The sequence below is a fragment of the Aeromonas sp. 160P genome (assembly GCF_055193095.1).
On the sequence record NZ_JBUXKV010000001.1, the window covers coordinates 1,575,391 to 1,587,500 of the forward strand.

Annotated in this window: 10 protein-coding genes (1 of these 10 running past the window's edge); 5 read left to right on the plus strand and 5 right to left on the minus strand. The window is 54.8% G+C overall.

The annotated features are described in order from the left end of the window. Positions 1-317 precede the first annotated feature (317 nt). Positions 318-2,453, minus strand: a complete 2,136-nt coding sequence (locus ACY8FN_RS07505) for a hypothetical protein (RefSeq protein WP_463099630.1) — start codon at positions 2,451-2,453, stop codon at positions 318-320. Positions 2,454-3,217: 764 nt separating this feature from the next. On the opposite strand from ACY8FN_RS07505, the gene cphA reads away from it, so the two are divergent. Continuing rightward, positions 3,218-3,982: a CphA family subclass B2 metallo-beta-lactamase gene (gene cphA, locus ACY8FN_RS07510; protein WP_463099631.1), complete on the plus strand. Its 765-nt coding sequence runs from the start codon at positions 3,218-3,220 to the stop codon at positions 3,980-3,982. 203 nt (positions 3,983-4,185) lie between these two features. After that, positions 4,186-5,460: an MATE family efflux transporter gene (locus tag ACY8FN_RS07515; RefSeq protein WP_463099632.1), complete on the plus strand. Its 1,275-nt coding sequence runs from the start codon at positions 4,186-4,188 to the stop codon at positions 5,458-5,460. Positions 5,461-5,756: 296 nt separating this feature from the next. On the opposite strand, the gene ACY8FN_RS07520 is transcribed toward ACY8FN_RS07515, so the two are convergent. The 3 genes from ACY8FN_RS07520 to ACY8FN_RS07530 form a co-directional block, all read right to left on the minus strand. After that, positions 5,757-7,007, minus strand: a complete 1,251-nt coding sequence (locus ACY8FN_RS07520; RefSeq protein ID WP_463099633.1) for a DEAD/DEAH box helicase — start codon at positions 7,005-7,007, stop codon at positions 5,757-5,759. 98 nt (positions 7,008-7,105) lie between these two features. Beyond that, on the minus strand, positions 7,106-8,581 hold the full coding sequence (locus ACY8FN_RS07525; protein WP_463099634.1) for a GGDEF domain-containing protein: 1,476 nt from the start codon (positions 8,579-8,581) through the stop codon (positions 7,106-7,108). 190 nt (positions 8,582-8,771) lie between these two features. After that, positions 8,772-9,236, minus strand: coding sequence for a hypothetical protein (locus ACY8FN_RS07530; RefSeq protein WP_463099635.1), 465 nt, complete (start codon positions 9,234-9,236; stop codon positions 8,772-8,774). Positions 9,237-9,434: 198 nt separating this feature from the next. Between ACY8FN_RS07530 and ACY8FN_RS07535 the strand changes: the two genes are divergently transcribed. After that, positions 9,435-10,343, plus strand: coding sequence for an SAM hydrolase/SAM-dependent halogenase family protein (locus tag ACY8FN_RS07535; RefSeq protein WP_463099636.1), 909 nt, complete (start codon positions 9,435-9,437; stop codon positions 10,341-10,343). 81 nt (positions 10,344-10,424) lie between these two features. On the opposite strand, the gene ACY8FN_RS07540 is transcribed toward ACY8FN_RS07535, so the two are convergent. Continuing rightward, positions 10,425-10,985, minus strand: coding sequence for a gamma carbonic anhydrase family protein (locus ACY8FN_RS07540; protein ID WP_101320221.1), 561 nt, complete (start codon positions 10,983-10,985; stop codon positions 10,425-10,427). Between the two features lie 204 nt (positions 10,986-11,189). On the opposite strand from ACY8FN_RS07540, the gene ACY8FN_RS07545 reads away from it, so the two are divergent. Together ACY8FN_RS07545 and ACY8FN_RS07550 are read left to right on the plus strand one after the other, a co-directional pair. Further along, positions 11,190-11,831: a ribonuclease T2 family protein gene (locus ACY8FN_RS07545; RefSeq protein ID WP_463099637.1), complete on the plus strand. Its 642-nt coding sequence runs from the start codon at positions 11,190-11,192 to the stop codon at positions 11,829-11,831. A gap of 72 nt (positions 11,832-11,903) precedes the next feature. After that, positions 11,904-12,110: the 5' portion of a helix-hairpin-helix domain-containing protein gene (locus ACY8FN_RS07550; RefSeq protein WP_463099638.1), read on the plus strand. 72 nt of this gene lie beyond the right edge of the window; 207 of the gene's 279 nt are visible here — the first part of the coding sequence; its start codon is at positions 11,904-11,906; its stop codon lies off the right edge, out of view.

The following is a 12,110-nucleotide window of genomic DNA, read 5'->3' on the forward strand; positions in this document are numbered from 1 at the left end:
TGATGCTATCTATTGTGGTACAAAGAATTGTTTCGGACATGATTGCAATGCATGGCGTCGGCTATCAGATCAATTTGGTATAGCTGCAAACCGTATAAGGCAGGCTGTAAAGATCTATGATCTAGAATTGACAAAATTAGAGCAAAATCTAAATGGTTGTTCCTAAGAAAGATGCGAACAAGTGGGTCTAACCTTAATTGCTGGTAGCCGGTACAGATTGGCTAAATCGTGGCTTAGCTCTATTCTAAAAAATAAAAACCACCAATATTATAGGTGGTTTTTTGTTAAAATATTTTATTGATATTGTAGCAAGCTATTTACTCATCGTAGAAATAAGTAGAGCGGCATCGCTCTGTAATTTCACTCTTCATTTTTCCATCAGCGTCATCTCGATCTTTCTCTATTAGTCCTAACTCTTGTAGCTTACTTGTTCTTCGTCCAACTAATTGATGTGTCGTATCAATTAAAGCAGCGATTTCACCTGCTCTCATTCTTCTTTGCTCATCATTCAGGGTGCTGACGATTTCTAGTTCAATTGGCTCCAGCATTATTTCTCTATCTAATTTAGCGACTTCTTCTTTAAAATCATCAGAGAGGTTTATTATCGAGCAAATTCCATCTGAGCATTCAGGACATCGCCATTTATATAATGCTAAGCTATCTTTTAGCTCCATTGGATGGCAGCATCCACATGAATTACATTTTATCGTTTGATTTCTAGAAAGAAATTGATGAACCGCCCTAGTATATTCAAAGCATCGTTGCTGGAAATAATGTCTAAAGTTTCGTCCTTCAGGATATCCCCATGTCATACGCTCACTTTCACATAGACCTAAAAATAAGGCATAAGCTATTACATCGTTCCCATTTTTATCTCTCATTTTTTTGTATCGAGAGACGAAAAAATTTGATTCTAATGAAGTGAAGACATCTTCCAATTCAGGGCTTACAGTGAAATGGCTAGTTGGCGGGAGGCCTTGCAGCCCGGAGAAATAATTTCCACCAATGTCACCACTGCTTATTTTTCGACGGACATTTTTTGCCTCTTGAATCAGGCATCTCAATAGTTCATGTTGGTTATGTCGGTCTAGCTTGTTATCAAAAGGTTCTAACGCATATCTGTTGAGTCGATCGAAATATTTTTCGATCGTATTTTCATAGTATTTTTTAGAGGCGAGTCGTATAGATGTTTGTGTTATTTTAAGACCTTTTGATACACGATCTAAATAAAGGGTGTGAAGTAAATGTCCCATGATTCTAGGTACGTTGAATGAAGCCTGAAACATAAGTTTCATAATTTCATCTTTAGAGTTATCAGTATTAAATTCAAAATAATCTCCGAGAGCCACGTCAAAAGCTGAGAATCTTTTGGAGAGTAACCGAGTTGCATAACTTGTTGCAGATTTCTCCATTTCTTGAACTTCACTTGCTTCATAGAGATCTGAAAAATCCAAGCTAATAGTGTCAGCTTTACCTGGATCTATTTTTCCATAATAAATCCTGCCGGGATAACCGGCTACTTTTAATTTTACCGCCTCATTACTTGAATTATTTAATGGTGATAAGACGACATCAACAAAAAGTCTTTGGTCGACAAACTTTAACTCTGAAAAGTCATCAAAAAATGCGACCAATCTGAGGAGCCCTGATTCTGAAATTAGTGTTTGAATTTCTTCGATAATCTCTCCAAAAGGAAAAGATTTCAAAACTATATCAGAATATTCATTATAAATTTCAGAATCATCTAAGGTTTTATCAAAATCAGTTACAGATCCACTAGCTTCTGCACATGCTTCTGCTTTTACTGGTGTTAATTTCCCTGAGCCTTTAGCGGACAGCTGTGATTGTTGAGAATTTTCTTGATGTTTACGTTGCTTTATTTGGCTACTTATTTTTTGAAGTATAGGTATTTCATGTTGTTCTAGTTTTGATGTTTTTACACGAATAGATATTTCATTTAAACTGGAAATAAGATCCTCATATTGTTTATGTACACCTCTCCAGCGCTCTAATATTGTGAGCCGCTCACATGTATTACTTATTTCCTTAAGCATTTCGGAAATAATTCTACCAAGCATTGCCTTTCTTAATAGATGGGAGCGATAGGCGAGAATGGAAATACCAGTGTTTGATAACTCATTATTATCAAGTTCATTAATATCCAAAATCTCACAAAGTGATTTCACGTCTATGTAGACGGATATTATATCTCTTTTAGAGCGTAGTTCGGATTGTGCTTTGGCAAAAACAGTGCTTTTTCCTGTCCCTTTCCTTCCGAGTAAGAAAGTTGTGTTGCTAGAAAGTACAGATCTTAATACTGCGTCTCCGGGGAGAGCATCAACATATAACGAATCAATTGGTTTGGAGCCAATATCCTTTTCAAAGTCTTTTAATTCTGCACGTCGGTATTGGCGTAAAGACTCCGCAATTTTTGAAAATTTTTCTAAATTCATCCAGCGCTCGCTTGTATTCTAAAAATTAAATCTGTTGGCATGCTCACATTAACAAATGGGAAAGTGTCACCCAAACCACACGTTATCAAATGGATATCATATCCATGATGTAGTTCTATGGAAGAACATTTAAGGATAAACCCGACTCAGATCAATAAATCAATCAATAATCTTCCCAAACGATCTGCTATCTCGGATTCAGCTCCATACAATACGTGTAGGTTAGAATAGCGAAGCGTATTCGGACGTTCGCGAACAGGTAGTGGCCGAGAAGCCGCTGATATCCGGAGTTTCCTGCCGGTCTTGCCATGACTCTGTGCGCGGCGGTAAACGGACGATTACGCTGCGCTAATCGACCCTACATGATGGGGCTTATTGTTACCTCCCCCTCATCCCCAGTCCTTCTCCCCTTGTTTGTGATCAAGAGTGGGAGAAGGGGGCGGAATGGATTCCGCTGGCTGTGTTTTGGCTGTGTGATACGGGTGAATATCAATGGCTTGGAATTGGCACGGCCATCCCCTCTCCCTTGGGAGAGGGTTAGGGTGAGGGGCCGCTATCTGTGTTGCAGGTTCGAATAGCGAAGCGTATTCGGACGTTCGCGAATAGGATGTCGCTGCTGATTTTTCCGGACTTTCCCCTGACTTCACCCAGACTTCACACAACCTCATTTTCCCCTCACAAATCCCCCGTATCTTCTGCCCACTGCGTAAAAGGCCCGGCTTGCCACAGGGGTGGCGAGGGGGCGGTTGGTTCGAGGGAGCAAGATGATGAAAGGTTGGATGAAGTGCGGGTTGGCCGGGGCTGTGGTGCTGATGGCGAGTTTCTGGGGCGGCAGCGTGCGGGCGGCGGGGATCTCCCTCAAGCAGGTGAGCGGCCCTGTCTATGTGGTGGAGGACAACTACTACGTCAAAGAGAACTCCATGGTCTATTTCGGGGCCAAGGGGGTGACTGTGGTGGGGGCGACCTGGACGCCGGATACTGCCCGCGAGCTGCACAAGCTGATAAAAAGAGTCAGCAGCAAGCCGGTGCTGGAGGTGATCAACACCAACTACCACACCGACCGGGCAGGCGGTAACGCCTACTGGAAGTCCATCGGGGCCAAGGTGGTGGCGACGCGCCAGACCCGGGATCTGATGAAGAGCGACTGGGCCGAGATTGTCGCCTTTACCCGCAAGGGGCTGCCGGAGTATCCGGATCTGTCGCTGGTGTTGCCCAACGTGGTGCACGATGGCGACTTCACCCTGCAAGAGGGCAAGGTGCGCGCCTTCTACGCGGGCCCGGCCCATACGCCGGACGGCATCTTTGTCTACTTCCCCGACGAGCAGGTGCTCTATGGCAACTGCATCCTCAAGGAGAAGCTGGGCAACCTGAGCTTTGCCAATGTGAAGGAGTATCTGCAGACCATCGAGCGGCTGAAAGCGATGAAGCTGCCGATCAAGACGGTGATCGGCGGTCACGACTCACCGCTGCACGGCCCCGAGCTGATTGATCACTACGAGGAGCTGATCAAGGCGGCGCCGCAGTCATAAGCGCTGCGCGACAGACTGGTTGCAAGCCTTGCCATTGCTGCAATCAGCGGCCATAACGGCACCCCACAAAATGCCCGCTTTCAGTGAATGAGCGGGCGTTTTGCTTTATGGCGGTTGGCACGCCGAGATTAAGGCTGTTCAAGGCGGGTGGGCTTTCATAAGATGGCCCTCTCTCTTTTCCCTGAAAGTTATCCATTGTCGTTATGCAATACGCCTCTCTCGCACGCCTCAAGCAGGCCTTTATCACCGGGATGTGGGCCTCGCTGGTCAGTATCGTTATCGGCTTCGCCTTCAAGGTGTGGCTGGCGCAGTGGGTCGCCAAAGGGGAGCTGGCGCTGTTCAACAGCGTGGTGGATCTCATCTCCCTCTCCTTTATCCTGATGACAGGTTTTCGCTCCTCCATGGTGGTGAGCTACTCCCAGACCAAAAACGATCGGGACATCATCAATATCTTCCGCTACTTCCTGATTGGCATAGTGCTGCTCACCTGGGGGGCGGTGATCCCCTATATCAAGCACGGGCTCCATATCCGGGTGGAGTATCTGCAACTGGTGGGGGTGATCTTCGGGCTGGGGCTCAAGGTCTACTTCACCAATCTGGTGGCCATGTACCGGATGTATGAGCTCTCCAACCGGGTCACCTGGCTGGAGCCGCTGGCCAATGGTCTGCTGTTTATGGCTTGCTACTTCGGGCTGGGGATGGATGCGCTCCCCTCGCTCTTCTACGGGCTGACCTTCTCGTCGCTGGTCATCGCCGGTTATATGTATGTTTCGCGCCGCCGGGCCATCGCCACCAAGCCGCTGGCCAAGGTGGCGCTCGGCTCCGAGATGGTGAGCTATGTGAAGAAGAGCTTTACCGCCTCGCTAGAGGCGGGGGCCAGCATCCTGATGATTTACATCACAGTGCTGCTCACCATCCGCCACTTCAGCGTCGACGAGCTGGGGGATTTTCAGGTGGTGGTGCGCCCCATCTTCACCTATATGACGCTGCTGTTCGTCTTCCCCATCTACCGCTTTGTGCTGCCGGAGCTGGCGGTCAATCTGCGCAATGGTGATCACCGCCAGATCAGAATGATCCGCCGTTGGATCTTCCGCCTCTCCGCCATCGTCAGTCTGGCCTTCTTTGGTTTGATGCTGCTGGCGGGCAAGCCGCTGGTGTTGCTACTGTTCCCCGCCGACTACGTGGGGGCGGTGCCTGTGCTGTTCCACTTCTCCATCTTCTTTATTTTTATGATGCTCAACGGCTATCAGCTCGCCTATATCAAGGCTCACGGCCACTTTACCCAGAGCCTGCTGATCCGGCTGGCGGGCATAGTGGCACTGGTCGCCGCTTACTATCTGGTGGCCGAGTTCACCGCCAACGTGGTGGCGATTATCGTGGCGCAGGGGCTCGGATATCTGGTGATGTTTATCCTCTCGACCCTGGCGGAGCGGCAGATCCTGCGCGCCCTGCCACCCGAGCTGGCGGCAGCGCCCTAGGTTCGGCAGCGCCTGTCGGCTGGCGTGACAATGGCTGGAGCAAGCGGTCGGAGTGAACCGCCTGAGAAAAAGAGCACGCCCGATCGGGCGTGCTCTTTTTATGGCCTCTGGCGGCCTGGATTTGGCGCTTGGCCGTCAGATGGGCCTTGAGAGGGGAGGTATAAGCTAAAGTTGGGTCATTTCGGGAAAACCCATAAATTCAGCTTATAGTGACCATTTTCCCGTTGGCGAACCCTGTCAGTGGCCAAGAGAGGCCCCATCAGGGGATCTTCCGATCCTGGGGGTTGGCGCTGGGGTTAGCGTTTCCCCTTGCTGCCTTTATTGCCAGCGAGCGCCTGCTTTCTGGCGCGCTGCTTCTGGGCCGCCTTGCTGTTGCGGCGCGGCTCGGGCTCAAAGCGGGTGAGATCCGGCTCAAAGCCCGGGAACCACTGCTGGGGCAGGCGAGTGTCGAGCACAGCTTCCACCTTCTCCAGCAGCGGCGCATCTTCCGGGCTGAACAGGGTAATGGCGAGCCCCTTGTTGCCGGCGCGGCCGGTGCGACCGATACGGTGGACGTAATCCTCCGCCACAAACGGGAACTCGAGGTTAATCACATAGTTGAGGTCAGTGATATCGAGGCCGCGGGCCGCCACGTCGGTGGCGACCAGCGCCTGCAGAGTGCCAGCGCGAAACTCCAGCAGCACCTTCTCCCGCGCGCTCTGCGACAGATCGCCGTGGAAGGCCAGCGCATTGATGCCCGCCTTGCCGAGCTGCTGGGCCAGCTTGTCGGCCCCCTGCCGGGTGCGGCTGAAGATCAGCACCGGCGCCCACCCCTTCACCTTGATCAGGTGCTCCACCAACGCCAGCTTGCGCTCGCCATCCACGGTATAGACCCGCTGCTCCACCTCGGCCGCCGTGGTGTTGCGCGGTGCCACTTCGATCAGTTCGGGGTCGCGTAGCAGCACCTTGCTCAAGGCAAACAGGTTGTCGTCGCAGGTGGCAGAAAACAGCAGGGTCTGGCGATCCGTCGGGATCTGTTTGAGCAGGGCTTTGATCTCGTCCATAAAGCCCATGTCGAGCATCCGATCCGCCTCGTCAAACACCAGATGGCTGAGGTGCTCAAGGCTCAGGGCCCCCTGACGCAGATGGTCGAGCAGCCGACCCGGGGTGGCGATCAGCAGATCCACCCCGGCTTGAAGCGCGTCGACCTGCGCTGCGATACTCACCCCGCCGTACACTTGCGTGCTGGTGAGACCGGTGCCTTGGCCGTAACGCGCCACACTCTCGGCGACCTGCACCGCCAGCTCGCGGGTCGGCACCAGCACCAGCGCACGGATCGGGCGGGCGGTGTCGCTTGCCGGGTGTTGCATCAGTTGCTCCAGCAGCGGCAGCACAAAGGCGGCGGTTTTGCCTGTGCCGGTCTGGGCGCCTGCCATCAGATCCCGCCCCGCCAGAATGGTGGGGATGGCGCGGGCCTGAATGGGGGTGGGCGCAGCATAGCCCAGCTCGCTCAGGGTCTGCTGCAGACGGGGGGAGAGGGCCAGTTCGGCAAAGGAGGCAATGGACATAGAAGGCACCAGTAGGGGGTTATCGCGGCCAGCGGCCACAACGACACAATCATCGTGGCCGCGATGGTAACAGAAGCAGGGGGATCGGCAGAAGGCGGCTATGACTCTGCGTCGTCCGGCAATGGGCGGATCAGCCGGATCGTTGTGCCCTCGTAGCAGGCGATGTTGTGCTTGCCGTGCTGTTTGACGTGGTAGAGCAGCTCGTCGGCCAGATGCACCGCCTCGGTGACGGTGAGGTAGTCGCGAATACGGATCACCCCGGCGGAGAAGGTGATGGGAGTAGGCAGCTCGGGGATCAACAATGGCCGATCCAGCAGGCGGCCAGCGGAGTGGATCATCATCTCGTCATCCTCCATGCCCTTGAACAACAAGACAAACTCCTCGCCGCCCCAGCGGATGGCGGTATCGACTTTGCGGATGCTGCCTTTGATATGACGGGAGAAGGCTATCAGCGCCAGATCGCCGATGGCGTGACCATAGCGGTCGTTGATCGACTTGAAGTTGTCGATATCGAGGATCATCAGGTAGTCGTGCTCGTGCAGCAGCCTCTGGCTGAGAATGTCTCTTCGCGGCAGCCGGGTCAGGTGATCGGTGTGGGCGAGGGTACGCAGCCGCTGGTAGATCTGCTTCCAGGCCACCATCACCAGCAAAATGATGATGAGATAGATCTTGAAGGCGGCACCGTGCAGGGTCAGCTTGACGAAATCGAGCCAGCTGTAGGACCACTTCAGATAGAGATCTTCCCCCGCCTTGGTACGCATAAAGGGTTTGCTCAGGCATAGGTGCCAGCGATGGCAGGGCTCGGCGGCCTCAAACGAGATGTTGGTGCGGGTCGGGTTGATGGTGTCGAAGGGACGCAGCACATCGCGAAACGCCTCATCGACGGCGATGTCGATGCTGAGCAGCCCGTACTTGTACCCGCTGCGCCCCGACTGATGGATGAAGGGGAAGCTCATCACTATGGTTTTGCGCATGCTGAAGCTGTCGATCTCGATATCGGAGACAAAGGCCTCATCGGCGCTGCAGAAGGAGCGGCCGGGTGTAAAGCTGGCGCAACCGAAGTAGTGATACCAGGCGGGCAGGGTCATCAGATCCACCTTGATCGGCGCCAGTCTGGCGGGCAGCAGCTTGTTGTCGGCCACCATGCCGATCAGCCGATAGTCGTTCCAGATGGTGTAGATGTTGATCACCTCCGGGTAGGAGAGGGCATAGCGGAAGGTGTTGAGGAGATTGGCGGCCGGGTATTGCAGCGGAATATCGGCAAAGCGGTATTTGCTTCTCAGGTCGTAGCCATAGAGGTAGTTGGTGTTCGGCTTGTTGCGTACGAGGTGGTTGGGGGTCTCCAGCGACCGCTGATAGGCGAGATAGCTGGTGATGTTCTCCACCTCAAGGATCTTGGCCCGCTGGTAGAAAACGTCGAATACGTTCTTCTGCTTGGCGGTGATGAGATCCATGTCGTGCCGCAGGCTCTGATAGGTGTAATAGAACACGCAGCCCAATCCGGTCAGTATTAGCAGGATTGTCCCCAGCAGCGTCAGTTTGGGGGGGGCGATTCTAACCTTATGCCAAGCCATAGCGAGGGGCGTCTCCAGAGTGAAAGTGGTGTGATATTGCTGGCAGGTCGCCAGACTAGCTGGAGTATACGTCAAAGCAAACCGGGGAGAATCCGCTGGCGCCGCTCACCGCCGACACTCGAGGGGCCACCGGCAATAGGCAGATAGCTGTTCCGTAGGGTCATGGTCTGGTGAGCGGCGGCGCAGTCAGCTATTCGACGATCAGCACGCTCTCGCTGGCCAGATGGTGCAGCCACTCCCTGACGATCAGCAGCACGGCGGCAAAGTGCTCGTCGCGGGGCAGCTGGCTGGCGGCGAGGGGATCCCCTTCCGCCATGGCGGCCAGCTGGCCAAAGGCCTGCTCCACCAGATCCCGGCTCAGTTCATTGTCCCCCAGCGCTTCGGCAAGCGAAGGCTGGCTGCGCAGGGTCAGCTGCAAGCCGGGCGGGATTTGCGGGGCGATGCGCATCAGCTCATCCTCCACCACCATGATGGCCCGCTCCAGCTCAAGGGGGGTGGGCGGCGCGTGGCGAAACGGCCCGGGCTGGATGGCGTGGGTGCCAAAGGCCAGCGGGTAGTGTGACGGGGCCCCATCTGGCTGGCTCAGCCAGACCTGACTGCTCTGTTCACCAATCTCCAGCAGCAGGGTCATCATCTCCGGTACGGGTTGTGTCATGGTGCTGAGCTCCTGTATTGTAAACGTTTTCCCATTCTGCCTTTGATACCCCCGCCGTCGCCGTTTGGCGAGCACAATTTCTGCGAGTCGTTCCTCACTTTGAGGCAAACCCCTTGCAAAAAAACCTAGAGGTGGCAGTCTGGATGTCCAAATGGCTGTTGCCGTTTCGTTATCCTCAGATGATTCAGGAGTTCAGATATGGATATTCGCACCGCTCCCCGCGCCATTGCGCTCGCCCTCATGCTGGCCAGCGGCATCGCCGCCGCCAACGAAGCGCTAGTGATCCAGACCGATTTCGGCCTCAAGGATGGCGCCGTCTCGGCCATGAAAGGGGTCGCGTTTGGCGTAGATCGCAGCTTGCCGCTCTATGACCTGACCCACGAGATCCCGGCCTACAACATCTGGGAAGCCTCCTACCGCCTCTACCAGACCCTGCAGTATTGGCCCAAGGGCACAGTGTTTGTCAGCGTGGTTGATCCCGGTGTGGGCACCCATCGCCACTCTGTGGTGCTCAAGACCAAGAGCGGCCACTACATAGTCACCCCGGACAACGGCACCCTGACGCTGGTGGCCGAGCACTTCGGCATCGACACCGTGCGCCAGATCGACGAGAAGCTCAACCGCCTCAAGGGCTCCGAGAAGTCATACACCTTCCACGGCCGCGATGTGTACGCCTATACCGGCGCACGGCTCGCCTCCGGCGCCATCAGCTACGAGCAGGTTGGCCCCAAACTGCCCGCCGAGGTGGTGAAGATCCCCTATCAACCGGCAGTAGCTGACAAGGATGGCACCCTCAAGGGCACCATCCCGATTCTTGATGTGCAGTACGGCAACGTCTGGACCAATATCGACGATGCGCTGCTGACCAAGGCAGGGATCAACAAGGGTGACAGCGCTTGTATCAAGATCAGCGAAGGGGATGCGGTCAAGTACGACGGCAAGGCCCCTTACGTCAGCAGCTTCGGTGACGTGCCGGAAGGGCAACCGTTGGTCTACCTCAACAGCCTGCTGCAGGTGTCGGTGGCGCTGAATATGGACAGCTTCGCCGCCAAGCATCAGGTGCAATCCGGCGCCAACTGGCATATCAGCCTGAAGAAGTGCTCCTGAACCCTGCGGATAGTAAGCAGAGATAGAAATAGCAACGGGCGCCTCGGCGCCCGTTTTGTTGTCTGGTAATAGAGAGGGGGATCAGAACTCGTTGGAGAGCGCCTTGTACCCTTTGACCAGATCGATATTGGTGTGAGCCACGTCCTCGGAGAACTCGGTGGCATCCACCGAAACTCGCGGAATATGGGTCAGATCGCTCTGCTGGTTGATGCGGGTGGTGGAGGGAACGTAGAACTCCGGCGGCAGATCGCAGCCATCGATCACCGAGTTGTGACGCACCACGGCGCCATCGCCGATATGGCAGTTGAACAGCACGCTATTGAAGCCGATAAAGACCCGGTTCCCCACTTCACACGGCCCGTGGACGATGGAGCGGTGGGCGATGGAGGTGTATTCGCCGATGGTGACGGCGGCGCCGGATTTGGAGTGGATCACCACGCCATCCTGAATATTGGAGTTGGCGCCGATGACGATGGGTTCCATCTCGCCGTTGGCATCCACCTCATCGGCGCGGATCACCGCATAGGGGCCGACGAAGACATTCTCTTTGATGATCACCTTGCCGCAGATGATGGCGGTCTTGTCGATATAGGCTGATTCGTCGATGACAGGCAGATGGCCTGAGGGATTCTTGCGGATCATGTTACATCCTGTGGTTGCCAAGAGGGATTATCGGGTGGTGGACGAGGAGTCTACCGGTCGGCCAGCTTACCCCTGCTCGCCCTTTGGTTAAACCCCTGACTGGTCTGACCCTTGTCGCGCGCCGTCTCGGCATGGCTGTTTCCCACCGCCAGAATATGGGAGCATGGCGGTCATCCAAGCGTCGCGTTAGGTGGACATATAAAGATGAAGAAGATGATTGCCCTGTTGGCGGGTGGTTTGTTGCTCTCCTCGGCCGTGCAAGCCAAAGGGGAGGCGGGTGAGTTTGACTATTACGCCATGGCGCTCTCCTGGTCGCCCGAGCATTGCGCCGTCAAACCGGCAGATCGGGACCAGTGTTCCCGCAAACTGGGGTTCGTGCTGCACGGTCTCTGGCCCCAGTATGATCGCGGTTACCCCAGTAACTGCACCCGCGAACGGCTCGATCCCGATATGGAGAGCGAGTTCGCCGACCTCTACCCCAGCCGCTTTCTCTATCGCCATGAGTGGGAGAAGCACGGCACCTGCTCCGGCTTGAGTCAGCCCCAGTTCCATCAGCTGGCAAGCGACCTGCGTCAGAAGGTGAAGATCCCGGCGGCCTATCAATCCCCGGAAGAGCCGTTGCGCAAAAGCAGCTTCCAGCTCAAGGCCGATCTGGCGAGCGCCAACCAGTGGCTGGCTCCTGACAACATCACGGTGGCCTGCGCCGATGGAGGCCGCTTCCTGCGGGAGATCTACATCTGCGTCAATAAAGAGGGGACGGATGCAGTTACCTGCTCCGCCGAGATGCAAAAGCGTGAGCGCCGCTCCTGCGGTCAGCCGGATTTCCTGCTGCGCAGCGTGCGTTAATCCTTCACTCTCTTCATCAGGCCCCTTGCGGGCCTGATGTGCAACCACGGCTATCGGAAAGGAGTCTGACAGATGGATGGCAACAACCGGTTTGGCCCGACCGAGCGGGCACTGCTGCTCGGCGTAAAAGGGGTGGGGCCGACCGTTATCGGGCGGCTCGAACAGCTTGGCTACCATACGCTAGCCGGATTGGCTGAGGCCGATACATCTCACATCGTCCAGCTGGTGGCCAGCATGCTGGGCTCGACCTGTTGGCAGAATAGTCCGCAGGCCCACAGT